Origin of the sequence: Paenibacillus typhae (assembly GCF_900099765.1) — a bacterium.
Taxonomy (GTDB): Bacteria; Bacillota; Bacilli; order Paenibacillales; family Paenibacillaceae; genus Paenibacillus_AQ; species Paenibacillus_AQ typhae.
This window is the reverse complement of record NZ_FNDX01000025.1, coordinates 1-13103: the sequence shown is the minus strand read 5'-3', so window position 1 is coordinate 13103 and position 13103 is coordinate 1. Positions and strand designations below refer to the sequence as shown.

The window sequence follows — 13103 nt, the reverse complement described above, 5'->3', positions numbered from 1 at the left end:
CTTTTGGATTATTTTTTGGCCGCTTTTTGGACAAAAAAAGTGCGTGGACATCACGTCCACGCCAAAAACATTTTCAGAGAGTTGCCTTGTTCTCCACATACCCGTCCGAGACAAGCTCAAGCGCTCCGGTAGCCGGATCGATGATCATGCCGTGAATAGGTACGTTTGGGGGGAGTAAGGGATGGCGCTTAATAAGCTCCACAGTCTGAATTACCCCGTCCTTCACATTGTCAAACCCGCGCAGCCATTTGGTCAGCTTGATTCCCGAATTCTCAAGCGTCGACAGGACTTCATCGGATACGCCGCGTTCTTTGATGGAGTTGATCATTTTGTCCGCGTTCAGGGAAGCCATGCCGCACTCATAGTGTCCAACTACAATAACCTCTTCCGCATCCAGCTCATACAGCGCGACCATAACGCTTCGCATAACCGAACCGAAAGGCTGGGAGATGACGGCGCCGGCGTTTTTGATAACTTTGACATCACCGTTTTTGAAATTCATCGCTTTTGGCAAAAGCTCTACCAGCCGCGTATCCATACAAGTGATGACAAGCATTTTTTTATCCGGAAAGCGGCTGGTCAGATAGGCTTCGTATTCTTTTTCCTCCACAAATTTCTTGTTAAAATTCAAAATCTCCGATACGTGTGTCATGACCATGCTTCCTCCTAAAATTAATATTGTGTAATGTAGGCTTTACGTATGTACGTAAGGTCTATTCACCAGTTTGGTAATGAATGAACTATTTCAAATTTGAAGCTGAAAGCTCTGAAATGATTATAAGGATAATAAAACACGGACGTCAATAACCTGATGTGATTGCAGTTGCCGGCAGCGCTTCATTTTCGCATGTGACAGGCAAAGTTGCTTATCCCCAGCCAAAAAAGTATCATCAAGAAGAATAAGGAAAACAGAGAAGGCAGGTGGATGGAAATGGAACAGGCAGTTAAAGACAAATGGGAAGCTTTTCAGGAATTATTATCTAAAATCAGCAGCTATAATGAAGCCATCGGACTTCTTCACTGGGATTTGCAGACAGGTGCACCCCGTAAAGGGATAGAGGTCCGCTCCGGAACGATCGGGGTGCTCACGGGTGAACTGTTCCGGTTGGAGACGTCTGAGGAGATGGGCGAATTTACAGCCTTTTTCGGCACGCCGGAGGTAGCTTCACAGCTGAGCGAGGTCCAGAACAAAATCATCAAGGACTGCCGCAAGGAGTACGAGCGCAGCAAGAGCATTCCGTCCAAAAAATTCGAAGAATATGCCGCGCTCGCTGCCCATTCCCAGAGCATCTGGGAGGAGGCAAAGGCGAATGATGATTTTGCCTCCTTTGAACCGTTTTTAAGCAAAATTGTCGCTTTCAAGCAGGAGTTTATCGACTATTGGGGTGTAAAGGATACCCGGTATGATACGCTCCTCGATATGTATGAGCCGGATCTGACCGTTGCCAAAGTGGACGAGCTGTTCGACCGCCTGCGCAGCCGTCTTGTTCCGCTGGTGGAGGCAATCAGCGCTTCTCCAAATAAGCCGGACACGGAATTTCTGAGCCAAATCTATGCCAAGGAGCAGCAGGAAAAGTTCGGCCTGTTCGTTCTGGAGCAGATGGGTTATGACTTTGATGCAGGGCGTCTGGACGAGAGTGTGCATCCGTTCGCTACCGGGCTCAACCCGGGGGATGTGCGCATTACGACCAATTACCTGCTGGATAATGTGACAAGTGCAATTTTCAGCTCACTGCACGAAGGCGGGCATGCGCTCTATGAGCAGAATATCAGTAAGGAGCTGGTTGGAACTCCGTTGTCCGGGGGAACCTCCATGGGCATTCATGAATCCCAATCGAGACTGTGGGAAAATATGATCGGCCGCAGCCGCGCCTTCTGGCAGCGTTACTATGGCGATCTGCAGCAGCATTTCCCGGAACAGCTCACAGAGGTTGAAGTGGAGCAGTTCTACCGGGCGATCAACAGTGTAGCTAATTCCTTTATCCGGATTGAAGCGGATGAGCTGACCTATAACCTGCATATTATCATCCGCTATGAGATCGAGAAGCTGATCTTTAATGAAGGGCTGGAAGTCAAGGAGCTGCCTAAGACCTGGAATGCCAAATATCAGGAATATCTGGGCATTACTCCGCCTTCAGATGCGCTTGGTGTATTGCAGGATGTTCACTGGTCCGGCGGTGATTTCGGTTATTTTGCCTCCTACTCGCTGGGGAATATGTATGCTGCCCAAATCCTGAATACCCTCCGCAAAGAGCTGCCTGAATTCGACAGTCTGATTGCTGAAGGCAATCTTATTCCGGTTAAAGAATGGCTGACGGACAAAATCTACCGCTTCGGCAAGAGCCTGACTCCGGCTCAGATTATTGAACAGGTTACCGGTGAGCCGCTGAATCCCGATTATCTGGCCGATTATCTGGAAGCGAAGTATACGGAGCTTTATAAGCTGTAACCATATTCCGGCCTGTCTGTGCGCAGATAGGCTGGAATGAGCTCCGGGTTAACGGTATAATAGAAGGAAACCGCACACGGAAGGATTTTGTTATGGCCAATACGTATACCTACAGCCGCAGGGAAGAGGTCGCAAATGCCATTACACACGGTATCGGAACGGTACTGAGTGTTGCTGCACTTGTTCTGCTTGTTGTTTTTGCCAGCTTGAAGGGAACGGCCTGGCATGTTGTCAGCTTCTCGATCTACGGGACAACGATGCTGCTGCTGTATCTCAACTCTACACTGGTGCATAGTCTGCGGGAGGGCAAGGCGAAGGACCTGTTTGAATTCTTCGATCATTCCTCCATTTATCTGTTTATCGCCGGTACTTATACGCCATTCCTGCTCGTCGCGATCCGCGGACCGCTGGGCTGGAGCCTGTTCGGGATCGTCTGGGGAGTGGCACTGTTCGGTGTAGCGTTCAAGGCTTTCTTCGTCAAAAAATTCCTGTTCATGTCGACGATCTTCTACATTGCCATGGGCTGGCTGATCGTCATCGCCTGGAACCCGCTGTCTGCGGCTGTTGCCGGCGGCGGCATGGCGCTGCTGATGACTGGCGGAATCCTGTACACGCTGGGCACGATCTTTTATGTATGGAGAGGGTTCCCGTTTCACCATGCAGTCTGGCATGTTTTCGTGCTGGCCGGCAGTGTGACACACTTCTTCGCCGTACTGATTTATCTGCTGCCAATCCGTTAAAGAGCCGGAAAATAACAGGGAGATCCTGCATTTTGCACACAAAAAAAGATGACAAGCAAAAAAGCTTGACATCTTTCTTTGTTTTCGGTATCATAAGGGACGTTGTGAAGCTGTAAAGTGTTTTTCCTTGACGAAGGGAGTGCCCTTGATGAGTCAGGAGAATAGGCTCGAGAAGACGAACCGGATCAACCTGTTATTCGCATTCTATGAACGGCTGCTTACTGATAAACAGCAAACGTTTCTGAAATATTATTTCCACGATGATTTCTCCCTGGGAGAGATTGCCGCGGAATTTGAGATCAGCCGCCAGGCCGTGTATGAGCATATCAAGCGTGCCGAGCAGGTGCTGGAGAATTATGAAGAGAAGCTTGGCCTGCTGGCCAAGCATGACGACCGTAACCGGTATTTAGAAGAACTGCGCAGACTGCCTGATAATGGGATGCTGCCTGAGCAATATAAACAGCGGTTCACAGAGCTTGTGGATCGTTTGCAGAGGTTAGAGTAGCATGAAGGGAGCAAGCCGCATATGGCATTTGAAGGTTTAACCGGAAGATTGCAGAATGTGTTCAGCAAGCTGCGCGGCAAAGGGAAGGTATCCGAAGATGACGTAAACGAAGCCATGCGCGAAGTACGTCTGGCGCTTCTGGAAGCCGATGTTAACTTCAAAGTAGTCAAGGACTTCGTGTCCAAGGTGAAGGAGAAGTCCGTTGGCAAGGAAGTAATGGACAGCTTTACTCCCGGCATGGTGATCATCGACATCGTCAACAAGGAATTGACCGAGCTGATGGGCGGAAGCCAGTCCAAGCTGGCCAAGGCTAACAAGCCGCCGACCGTTATTATGATGGCGGGTCTGCAGGGGGCCGGTAAGACGACCACCTCAGGGAAGCTGGCCAAGCTCCTGCAGAAGGGCAATCACCGCCCGCTGCTCGTAGCAGGCGATATTTATCGCCCGGCAGCGATCAAGCAGCTGCAGATCCTGGGTGAGCAGATTAAAGTTCCGGTATTCGCACTCGGGGACCAAGTCAGTCCGGTAGAGATTGCGAGACAGGGTATCCAGCATGCGAAGGATAATAATCTGGATTACGTCATCATCGATACCGCAGGCCGACTGCATATTGATGAAGCGCTGATGGATGAGCTGAAGCAGATTCACAGTACAGTGAAGCCTGATGAAGTACTGCTTGTAGTCGATGCTATGACCGGTCAGGATGCCGTAAACGTAGCTGAGAGCTTCAACAAGCAGCTTGAGCTTACCGGCGTTGTGCTGACCAAGCTCGACGGCGACACCCGCGGCGGTGCCGCGCTGTCTGTCAAGGCTGTAACCGGCTGCCCGATCAAGTTCGCCGCTCTCGGCGAGAAGATCGACGCACTGGAGCCGTTCCATCCGGAACGGATGGCCTCCCGTATCCTGGGTATGGGCGACATGCTCTCCCTGATCGAGAAGGCTCAGGCCAACATCGATACCGAGAAAGCCAAGGAAATGGAACGTAAAATGCGCAATGCGGAATTTACGTTCGACGATTTCCTGGAGCAGATGGACCAGGTCAAGAAGCTTGGACCGATCGACCAGATTCTCGATATGCTCCCTGGCATGAACAAGGCCAAGGGTATGAAGGACCTGAAGGTGGACGACAAGCAGATGGGCCGTGTCGAGGCGATTGTTCATTCCATGACCAAAGCCGAGAAAGCCCAGCCTGAGATCATTAACCACAACCGCCGCAAGCGGATTGCCGCCGGCAGTGGAACGAACGTGGCCGAGGTCAACCGCCTCATCAAGCAGTTTGATGAAATGCGCAAGATGATGAAGCAGTTCTCCGGCATGATGGGTGGAATGAGCGGCAAGGGCGGTAAGAAAAACGCCATGAAGCAGCTCAAGAATCTTGGCGGCAAGGCCGGGATGAAGTTCCCGTTCCGTTGATCTTAAGGTTTTATCTAAGGTTTTGATCTTAACAGATCAGACATAGTACAACATCAGATGATCGAGCGGTTTTCGCTCTTAATCTTTTGCCCTTAATCTTTTAAGCAGTAGTTTGTGTTAAACCCGTCGCCCGGTACCGCCGTAGTCAAGCGGGTCCCGTAAGGGACGAAAAGCGATCCTTGCTCCCCCAGTCCAAGATTCCGCCAGTCTGAACGCCCACGCCAGTTGCACTTAAGCGGGTGTCCAGAGGGCAGAGCCCTTGGGGCCCTCCCTTGGAAGGGAGGGTTTGGGAGGGTTCGAAAAAAGGTTTACCCTAAACTCTTCCCAATATTTCGATACTTTTTTAAGGAGGTGAATTTCGTGGCAGTACGTATTCGTTTGAAGAGAATGGGTGCACATAAAGCGCCTTTCTACCGTGTAGTGGTTTCCGATTCCCGGTCCCCTCGTGACGGTCGTTTCATCGAGGAAATCGGTTACTATAACCCGGTTGAACAACCGGCAGTAGTTAAGATCGATGAGGAAAAAGCTCTTAAATGGCTTCAGACAGGTGCACAAGCATCTGATACCGTTCGCAACCTGCTTTCCAAAGCTGGTGTGCTGAAGAAGTTCCATGAGCTGAAGCAACAGAAATAATGACTGATTGCGAGGGTCCTCTATGGAAGAATTAGTTGGAGTAATTGCTAAGGCTTTAGTGGATCATCCGGAAGATGTAACGGTGCGGACTGTGGAGAAGGATCACCTGATTGTATATGAGCTCTCCGTACATCCTGATGATGTCGGCAAGGTCATCGGCAAGCAGGGCCGGATCGCCAAAGCGCTCCGCACAGTCGTTACATCAGCAGCAGTCAAGAGCGATAAACGCGTAACCGTGGATATTTTATCATAACTGATACGCACAAGGAGGGGCTAGGGATAGTATATCCCGGCTCCTTTTTGTTCAAATATAGAGAAGTGACCTTTAAAGGAGTGGATAGAATGGCAGAAGAATTAACCGTAGGCAGGCTGGTTAACACACACGGCATCCGCGGAGAGATCAAAATTTTGTCGCATACCGACTTTCCGGAAGTGCGGTTTGCACCCGGCTCAAAAATGCTGGTCATTCCGGCGGACGGCAGCCCGAAATTCGAGGTTATTGTGGAATCGGCCAGAGAACATAAGGGCATGTATATTGCCAAGCTCAAGGGCTACACGAACATCAACCAGATCGAGAAGTATAAAGGCAGCCTGCTGAAGGTTCCCGGCGATGATCTGGTCGAGCTTCCGGAGAATGAATATTACTTCCATCAGATCGTCGGCTGCGAAGTCTATACCGATCAGGAAGCGGACAAGCCGCTGGGCACGATTACAGATATTCTGCAGCCAGGCGCTAACGATGTCTGGGTAGTGAAGCCTGCCAAGGGGCAGGATATCCTGATCCCGGTTATCAATGATGTGGTGCTGGATGTGGATATTGCCGCCAAGAAGATTACCGTGCATCTGATGGAAGGGCTGCTGCCATGATGCGGATCGATGTGCTGACGCTTTTCCCGGAAATGTGTGAGGGCGTGTTCAGCACAAGCATTCTGGGCAAGGCACGCGACAAAGGCATCGTTTCCCTGAATGCGGTCAATTTCCGTGACTTCTCGGGCAACAAGCATAATACGGTGGATGATACGCCATACGGCGGAGGTGGGGGAATGGTGCTGAAGCCGGACCCGATCTTTGCAGCGGTGGAGCATGTGCTGGGCATTCCTCCGGTTACGTCAGAATCTGTACGGGCCGAAGAAGCAGCTGCAGCAGAAGCTGGCGGTGCAACAGGGGCAGTTCAGGCTGCCGAAGAACTGGCTGAAGCTTCTGAGGTTACTGCTGCGCCGGTTAAGCCGCGGATAATTCTCATGTGCCCGCAAGGGAAAATGTACAACCAGCAAATCGCCGAGGAGCTGGCCAAGGAGCAGCATCTGATCTTCATCTGCGGCCATTACGAGGGCTATGACGAACGGATCAGAGAACATCTGGTGACCGATGAGCTGTCCATCGGGGATTATGTGCTGACAGGGGGAGAACTGCCGGCGCTGACGGTTATTGATTCTGTGGTACGGCTGCAGCCGGGAGCGCTCGGTAATGAGACTTCGGCTATTACAGATTCATTTAGCACCGGACTGCTGGAGTATCCGCATTATACACGGCCTGCCGAATTCCGCGGCTGGAAGGTACCGGATATGCTGCTGAGCGGCCATCATGCCAATATTGAGCTGTGGCGGCGGGAGCAGGCGCTCAAGCGCACGCTGGAGCGCAGACCCGATTTGCTGGAGACGGCTGAGCTTACGGCGAAGGACAAGAAGACGCTGGAGGTACTGAAGCAGCAGCATCAAGGAAAGGCATAAGCATATTTTTGCAAAAGTAGTCATATCTAACGTCTGTTTAACGTATATTACGTTGAGGAGGCGTTTTTTGTTATGTCCAAACGGGTATATACATCTCAGCGGATCAGATTCAGACCTGCGAGAGCAGACACAGAAGCTTCACAATAAAATGCGAGCAAATGTGCGTTGCCATCCTTATTTTAGGGTAATAAATAGAGGTGCCGCAGTACACAACTCTTACAGCAGCAGTTTAACTATTGAAAGGAATGAACACTAGTGACTACGAATACGCATGAACCACTCAAGCCTGACGTGGACACTGTCCACAAGGAAGCGGAGCCGCTCCGCACCGTTAACGATATTATTGAGTTTTATACAAACCGTAAATCGAAATTCTCCATTTAAATAACCTGGTGACAGGTTGAATAGGGCAGGACGGGGTTTATCAAAAAAACTTTAAAGACGTACCCGGCGGGTGCAGCTTTAAAGTTTTTTTTGTTCTGGTTCGAGGATAACCACGAAAAACATAAAAAAGACCGTCCGAAGACGGTCTCTCTACCCGAGGCGCTTTGTAAAACTGTGATCCGTATCCCGCGCCACCAAGGCTAAGCTGATCAGCCGTTGGTCCGGGTAAGGGATACGTTCAGCATATCATGATAGATGTGAACGCACCTCCTTTCCTTGTGACAAGAGTATAGCACAGCCCAATCTGAAAATCTATAAAATTTAAACAATAATTTCAAATAATATTTTTGCAGAAAAAGAAAATTTTTCTTGAATGAAAACCCTCTCTGGAGTATATATAAATACAGGTGAAGAAAGTCGCCGGGGTATAGCGCAGTCTGGTAGCGCGCACCCTTGGGGTGGGTGAGGCCGCAGGTTCAAATCCTGTTACTCCGATAAAAAACCGCTTCTGCAGGATGATAAGTCCTGAGGAAGCGGTTTTTGGCGTTGTAAAATGTCCGGCTACTCTATTGTATGCCGGCTGCGTCTCAGCTGAATAATGCCGGTAACCAGTGAATAGGTTCCCACAACCAGCAAGGCAACAATGGCCCAGGTGTAATTCCGCACGCTATAAGTGAGGGACGCGAACATGATGAAGATGGCGATCCGGAGGACCCCTTCATTCATAAATTTTTTGCTTGCTGTGCTCATGATTCCTGCCTCCTCAAAGTCGTTATAATAGTAGATGTACAAGTCCGTAAGCGTTTTACTATTTGTAATAATTATAAACCTTTTCTGCAGAAAAGGACACACTTTGTTCACAAGTACTTTATTTCACAATAAATTCACTTTGTCGTGCGATTCTCAAAAAAAAGCTGCCTCCTACCGTATACCTGTACCCCTGCCGTTGCCGCAATATCACGTCCCTCATAAAATACAGCAAACGAAGGAGGAGGGATACTCTGGTGGAAGCTTATTACAATTGTCTGTACTGCAAAAACAAAAGGGTGCGTATCTTGACAACAGACGGAAAGAAGCATGAAGGCATCATCGTCGATGTTGACCGGAATAATGTGTATCTGAAAACAAAGGGTAACGGGCGGATGAAAACGTCGGCCTTTTATCCCGGAAGCTATTACGGCGGATATTACGGCTATGGCAGCGAGATTTTAACCCTGAGCCTGTTCACACTGCTGGCCATTGCGCTGATCTGACGTCAAAAAAGCGGACTTCCCGGTATACCCGGGACAGCCCGCTTTTTTAATACATAACGAATGAATGAACAGGTAACTGACTATACTGGCTACTGCTGAACAGAGATGGCTCCGATTTCCGTAGAGAGTGAGAGTATGGGCCCGCCCCCGTTGTAATCCTGCCTGCCGTCCGTTACTCCGTTAATGGCTCCAAGCTCGCTGTCAGCTTTAACCGTGCAGTTCAAACCGCCGGAGAGACTGGTTTTGATGGCACCGATTGTGCTGCTGGCTGTAAGGCTGCTGCCGCTGTCCATTCCCTCAAGGTCCAGTACAATGCTTCCCGTTTCGGATTGCACTTTGGATTTGCCGGTAATTACCGCATCCTTCAGGGTGATGGTACCGACATCACTGGTAATATCAAAGCCGCCTTCAAGGCCTGTTAGCTCTATGGAGCCGACGTTATTGGCAATATCATAGGCTGTGACCGTTTCAGGAACCTCAATTACATAATTGATGCTGAAATCGGAGTGGCCGTATTCTTTTTGTGCCCATGTCCAGAGGCTTTTGTCAGGATTCTCTTTGGGATGAGCGGAGACGGTCAGGCTGCCGCTTTTATTTTCGATTGAAACCTCGGCGTTGTCCAGAATTTTGCGGTCTGTATCCCGGGTAAGCGGATTATGCGCGATGAGGGTTGCGGATACAGTAAGGATGTCGCCCTTACCGGAAATAAGCTCAATCTTGCCCACGGCATTGTCCAGCTGGAGTCTGGTAGACCCGCCCGCTGTCAGCGAGGTGGTAAGCTCCTGCCTCAGGCTGTTCTCATTAATCTGTTCCGCCGCTTCTGCTGCAGTTTCCTTAACAGCGTCATGCATATCGTCTGCAGCCTCGGCAATCTCCCTGCCAAGATCCTCTGCAGCCACGCCGGCGTCCAGACTTAGTGATTCAAGAAACCCTGCGCTGCTGCTGCCGGATAAGCGCTCTTCGAGCTGCTGGTCAGCAGCTTCCTTGCCCGGAAGCTCACGGCAGCCGGCAAGCAGAACAAGCGAGAATACGGTAACGGCAGCGATAATAGCTGTGTTATGTTTTTTTCTCAATGGTAACCCTCCTAGTGTAATCTCTGATTTGCTTATGTATAGTCATAAGTATATATTATGGTAAATAATTGAAGAACGGGCCGCAGACGGGTTGCTCACTGGACTAAAGTCGGGGGGCAGTCAGACCAACTGTAACTCGGACTTTTTTTATGGTAAAATAGCTAAAAGATGAACTGTCAAGTGCAGCGGAGCCAGCCGGCAGGAAAATTGCCAACCATGCAGTCAGTAAAGGTTAAGGGAGCGGATGAGCAAATGGGATATGCAGCGGTTTTTGTGGTATTGCTTGTTATTGTTGCTGTTTCTTTCAGATCCCGGAGCCGCAGCAGCAAGCCGGAGAGCCCGAAGCAGGGCATGCCCAGCAATGTTATATCCATGGACAGACACCGCAAAGCTAAACAGAGTGCTGCCATACAGCCCTGTTCCTCGTGCCGGAAAAAGAACGGAAAGCTGATTTTTTATGCCCAGGATGACGGAAGCGTGGTCGGACTATGCAAAGACTGCAAGGTGAAAGCGAAGAAGCGGGATATGATGCCGCTATAACCTGAAAACTCGCTATTGCACAAGCCTATCTTTTATGATAATATTATTTCTGTTGTGTGGAATACGGTGGTCCGCTGCGGATAATGAGGGAGAGCTTGGGTCTCTCCGGAAGAGGCATGAACACCTGTACGGAAGGAGGAAGTCCTAAATGAATATCCTACAAGCTATTACACAAGAGCAACTTCGTAAAGATATCCCTAGTTTTCGTCCAGGTGATACTTTGAAGGTGCACGTAAAAGTTATCGAAGGAACTCGTGAACGGATCCAGTTGTTCGAAGGCGTTGTAATCAAACGTCGCGGCGGTGGAATCAGTGAGACTTTTACGGTTCGTAAAATCTCTTACGGTGTTGGTGTGGAAAGAACGTTCCCAATCAACTCGCCTAAGATCGAGAAAATTGAAGTGGCTCGTCGTGGTAAAGTTCGCCGTGCGAAACTGTACTATCTGCGTGAACTTCGCGGTAAAGCTGCAAGAATTAAAGAAATCCGTCGCTAGAATCAGCGGCAAAGAAAGGGGCTTGATTTCAAGCCCTTTTCTTTATTCTTACAGGCATCTCCGGCCCTTGTATACAAAGCCAGACTTGAACATAAATGCCTTAGGATCAGCTTCTTCCGAAAAGGCCTCCTGAAGGAGTATTCGTGGAGGCGTTTTTGGCAGAAGTTTTTTTTGTTGTATATTGGAGGTATGGTGAGAGTAGCATAAAGAGAGGACGGTGAACTATGCAGCAGGATTTACAGCAGGGACAAGGAGAAACGGTGGACCCGGGCGGGCAGCCACCCCAGAAGCAAAAAAATGAAGTGCTGGAATGGATCAAGGCGATAGCGATTGCACTGGTTCTGGTGGTCCTGATCAGATGGCTGTTGTTCAAGCCGTTTATTGTGGACGGGCCTTCGATGCAGCCGAATTTCCATACAGGTGAGCGGGTCATTGTGAATGAGATTTTATACGACATCCGTTCTCCGCAGCGCGGTGAGGTTATTGTATTCCATGTGCCTTCCGAAGGCAGAGATTTTATTAAACGCGTTATTGCGGTAGCCGGAGATACGGTAAAGGTTGAAGGGGATGTTGTTACTGTTAACGGCGAACCGGTGGACGAAACGTATATTCAGGAGGCCATTGACGCCAGACATGCCAATAACGCCCTTTATAATAACAAGGACTTCCCGAATGAAGAGGTTCCGGACGGTACTGTACCTGAGGGGCATGTGTTTGTAATGGGGGATAACCGTTCAGACAGTACAGACAGCCGGATGATCGGCTACGTGCCGCTTGGTGATATTGTCGGCCGTGCGGATCTGATATTCTGGCCGATTCAGGATATTTCGATTATTAACCACTAAATGATGCTGACAAAAGTCAAGAAGGAGGTGACGGCTATGGCCATTCAATGGTTTCCCGGTCATATGACGAAGGCAAGACGGCAAATTGAAGATAAGCTGAAGCTGATTGATGTTGCGATTGAGCTGCTCGATTCCCGTCTGCCGCTTTCCAGCCGCAATCCGATGATTGACGATATTTTACGGGATAAGCCAAGGCTGATTATTCTTAACAAAAGCGATTTGGCCGATCCTGAAGCGACACGTAAATGGCTGGCGTATTTCAGGGCTGAGGGGCATGTTGCCCATCCGGTGGATGCTTCCACAGGAACCGGCATAAAGGAAATTCCCGAACAGGTCAAGCTGCTGCTCAAAGAGAAGATTGACCGGCAGATTGCCAAGGGCATGAACCCGCGGGCGAACCGTGCGCTTATCGTCGGTATTCCGAATGTCGGCAAATCGACGCTGATCAACAAGATGGCGGGACGCAATATTGCCTTGACCGGCGACCGTCCGGGCGTGACCAAGGGCCAGCAATGGATTAAGACGGACGGCACCCTGGAGCTGCTTGATACGCCCGGGATTCTATGGCCCAAGTTTGAGGACCAGGAAGTTGGTTACCGCCTGGCTATCACAGGAGCGATTAAGGAAGAGGTTCTCAACGTTGAGGACATCGCCTATTATGCGGTAAAATATCTGATCAAGGATTACGGTTCCCGGTTCCAGGAGCGCTTTGGCATTGACAAGCTTCCTGAGGACACGGAAAATCCGGACGAGATTGTGGCCGTTATGGAAGCGGTCGGACGCAAGCGCGGCTGTCTGATCAGCGGAGGCCGTGTCGATCTGGAGAAGGCCTCCCGGACACTCCTGCACGAGCTGCGTGCCGGCAAGCTGGGGACGTTCACGCTGGAGACACCATAACAGGCAGGAACAAAAGTGATGAGAGCCATCCAATTCATTGGGTGGCTTTTTTGTGTTTGGGGCGTGCCCAGAGGCACGCATTATCTAGTTGGTGCAAGTCCAACCAAGAGAGGGGCCAAGCCACTCTTGTAGCTAGGATGCTTGCGCA

Annotated in this window: 17 protein-coding genes and 1 tRNA gene; 15 read left to right on the top strand and 3 right to left on the bottom strand. The window is 50.0% G+C overall.

What is annotated here, in order from left to right:
* Positions 1 to 73: 73 nt before the first annotated feature.
* Entirely contained in the window at positions 74 to 652 is a 579-nt protein-coding gene (locus BLR64_RS18735; protein WP_068725583.1) for a beta-class carbonic anhydrase, read from the bottom strand.
* A 279-nt stretch (positions 653 to 931) separates the two neighbouring features.
* Here BLR64_RS18735 and BLR64_RS18730 point away from each other — a divergent pair, with 279 nt between their 5' ends.
* From BLR64_RS18730 to BLR64_RS18690, 10 genes are all read left to right on the top strand, one after another.
* Positions 932 to 2449, top strand: a complete 1518-nt coding sequence (locus tag BLR64_RS18730; RefSeq protein WP_090716525.1) for a carboxypeptidase M32 — start codon at positions 932 to 934, stop codon at positions 2447 to 2449.
* A 92-nt stretch (positions 2450 to 2541) separates the two neighbouring features.
* The gene (trhA, locus tag BLR64_RS18725) at positions 2542 to 3189 is read left to right on the top strand and encodes a PAQR family membrane homeostasis protein TrhA (protein ID WP_068725587.1); all 648 of its coding nucleotides are present in this window, start codon (positions 2542 to 2544) and stop codon (positions 3187 to 3189) included.
* 148 nt (positions 3190 to 3337) lie between these two features.
* A complete protein-coding gene (locus tag BLR64_RS18720) occupies positions 3338 to 3694 on the top strand; it encodes a putative DNA-binding protein (RefSeq protein ID WP_039874354.1) in 357 nt (118 codons plus the stop codon).
* Between the two features lie 21 nt (positions 3695 to 3715).
* Positions 3716 to 5107, top strand: a complete 1392-nt coding sequence (gene ffh / locus BLR64_RS18715; RefSeq protein ID WP_090716433.1) for a signal recognition particle protein — start codon at positions 3716 to 3718, stop codon at positions 5105 to 5107.
* A gap of 360 nt (positions 5108 to 5467) precedes the next feature.
* On the top strand, positions 5468 to 5740 hold the full coding sequence (gene rpsP / locus BLR64_RS18710) for a 30S ribosomal protein S16 (RefSeq protein ID WP_068725592.1): 273 nt from the start codon (positions 5468 to 5470) through the stop codon (positions 5738 to 5740).
* A gap of 22 nt (positions 5741 to 5762) precedes the next feature.
* Entirely contained in the window at positions 5763 to 5993 is a 231-nt protein-coding gene (locus tag BLR64_RS18705) for a KH domain-containing protein (protein WP_019910364.1), read from the top strand.
* An 89-nt stretch (positions 5994 to 6082) separates the two neighbouring features.
* Positions 6083 to 6607, top strand: coding sequence for a ribosome maturation factor RimM (rimM, locus tag BLR64_RS18700; protein ID WP_090716432.1), 525 nt, complete (start codon positions 6083 to 6085; stop codon positions 6605 to 6607).
* Positions 6607 to 7470 carry a tRNA (guanosine(37)-N1)-methyltransferase TrmD gene (gene trmD, locus BLR64_RS18695; protein ID WP_090716519.1) on the top strand — a complete coding sequence of 288 codons (864 nt, stop codon included), beginning with the start codon at positions 6607 to 6609 and terminating at the stop codon, positions 7468 to 7470. The genes rimM and trmD overlap by 1 nt, the downstream gene beginning before the upstream one ends.
* Positions 7471 to 7725: 255 nt before the next feature.
* Positions 7726 to 7854 (top strand): hypothetical protein, encoded by a 129-nt coding sequence (locus tag BLR64_RS31045; RefSeq protein WP_260509852.1) that lies wholly within the window; start codon positions 7726 to 7728, stop codon positions 7852 to 7854.
* A 421-nt stretch (positions 7855 to 8275) separates the two neighbouring features.
* Positions 8276 to 8349 (top strand) — tRNA-Pro (locus BLR64_RS18690).
* Between the two features lie 66 nt (positions 8350 to 8415).
* Here BLR64_RS18690 and BLR64_RS18685 read toward each other — a convergent pair.
* Entirely contained in the window at positions 8416 to 8604 is a 189-nt protein-coding gene (locus BLR64_RS18685; RefSeq protein WP_090716430.1) for a hypothetical protein, read from the bottom strand.
* Between the two features lie 254 nt (positions 8605 to 8858).
* On the opposite strand from BLR64_RS18685, the gene BLR64_RS18680 reads away from it, so the two are divergent.
* The gene (locus tag BLR64_RS18680) at positions 8859 to 9107 is read left to right on the top strand and encodes an LSm family protein (RefSeq protein ID WP_090716428.1); all 249 of its coding nucleotides are present in this window, start codon (positions 8859 to 8861) and stop codon (positions 9105 to 9107) included.
* A gap of 89 nt (positions 9108 to 9196) precedes the next feature.
* Here the strand turns inward: BLR64_RS18680 and BLR64_RS18675 are convergent, their stop codons facing one another.
* Positions 9197 to 10180, bottom strand: a complete 984-nt coding sequence (locus BLR64_RS18675; RefSeq protein ID WP_090716427.1) for a DUF4097 family beta strand repeat-containing protein — start codon at positions 10178 to 10180, stop codon at positions 9197 to 9199.
* Positions 10181 to 10396: 216 nt separating this feature from the next.
* Here BLR64_RS18675 and BLR64_RS18670 point away from each other — a divergent pair, with 216 nt between their 5' ends.
* The 4 genes from BLR64_RS18670 (at position 10397) to ylqF (ending at position 12955) form a co-directional block, all read left to right on the top strand.
* Positions 10397 to 10720 (top strand): hypothetical protein, encoded by a 324-nt coding sequence (locus BLR64_RS18670; protein WP_090716426.1) that lies wholly within the window; start codon positions 10397 to 10399, stop codon positions 10718 to 10720.
* A 148-nt stretch (positions 10721 to 10868) separates the two neighbouring features.
* The gene (gene rplS, locus BLR64_RS18665; RefSeq protein WP_042128973.1) at positions 10869 to 11213 is read left to right on the top strand and encodes a 50S ribosomal protein L19; all 345 of its coding nucleotides are present in this window, start codon (positions 10869 to 10871) and stop codon (positions 11211 to 11213) included.
* Positions 11214 to 11437: 224 nt separating this feature from the next.
* Positions 11438 to 12058 (top strand): signal peptidase I, encoded by a 621-nt coding sequence (gene lepB / locus BLR64_RS18660; RefSeq protein ID WP_090716425.1) that lies wholly within the window; start codon positions 11438 to 11440, stop codon positions 12056 to 12058.
* A gap of 36 nt (positions 12059 to 12094) precedes the next feature.
* Positions 12095 to 12955 (top strand): ribosome biogenesis GTPase YlqF, encoded by an 861-nt coding sequence (gene ylqF, locus BLR64_RS18655; protein WP_090716423.1) that lies wholly within the window; start codon positions 12095 to 12097, stop codon positions 12953 to 12955.
* Positions 12956 to 13103: the final 148 nt, after the last annotated feature.

Coding starts and splice junctions, on each gene's coding strand:
- BLR64_RS18735 (WP_068725583.1), bottom strand. CDS start 652: ATGACACACGTATCGGAGATTTTGAATTTTAACAAGAAATTTGTGGAG.
- BLR64_RS18730 (WP_090716525.1), top strand. CDS start 932: ATGGAACAGGCAGTTAAAGACAAATGGGAAGCTTTTCAGGAATTATTA.
- trhA (WP_068725587.1), top strand. CDS start 2,542: ATGGCCAATACGTATACCTACAGCCGCAGGGAAGAGGTCGCAAATGCC.
- BLR64_RS18720 (WP_039874354.1), top strand. CDS start 3,338: ATGAGTCAGGAGAATAGGCTCGAGAAGACGAACCGGATCAACCTGTTA.
- ffh (WP_090716433.1), top strand. CDS start 3,716: ATGGCATTTGAAGGTTTAACCGGAAGATTGCAGAATGTGTTCAGCAAG.
- BLR64_RS18705 (WP_019910364.1), top strand. CDS start 5,763: ATGGAAGAATTAGTTGGAGTAATTGCTAAGGCTTTAGTGGATCATCCG.
- rimM (WP_090716432.1), top strand. CDS start 6,083: ATGGCAGAAGAATTAACCGTAGGCAGGCTGGTTAACACACACGGCATC.
- trmD (WP_090716519.1), top strand. CDS start 6,607: ATGCGGATCGATGTGCTGACGCTTTTCCCGGAAATGTGTGAGGGCGTG.
- BLR64_RS18685 (WP_090716430.1), bottom strand. CDS start 8,604: ATGAGCACAGCAAGCAAAAAATTTATGAATGAAGGGGTCCTCCGGATC.
- BLR64_RS18670 (WP_090716426.1), top strand. CDS start 10,397: ATGCAGTCAGTAAAGGTTAAGGGAGCGGATGAGCAAATGGGATATGCA.
- rplS (WP_042128973.1), top strand. CDS start 10,869: ATGAATATCCTACAAGCTATTACACAAGAGCAACTTCGTAAAGATATC.
- lepB (WP_090716425.1), top strand. CDS start 11,438: ATGCAGCAGGATTTACAGCAGGGACAAGGAGAAACGGTGGACCCGGGC.
- ylqF (WP_090716423.1), top strand. CDS start 12,095: ATGGCCATTCAATGGTTTCCCGGTCATATGACGAAGGCAAGACGGCAA.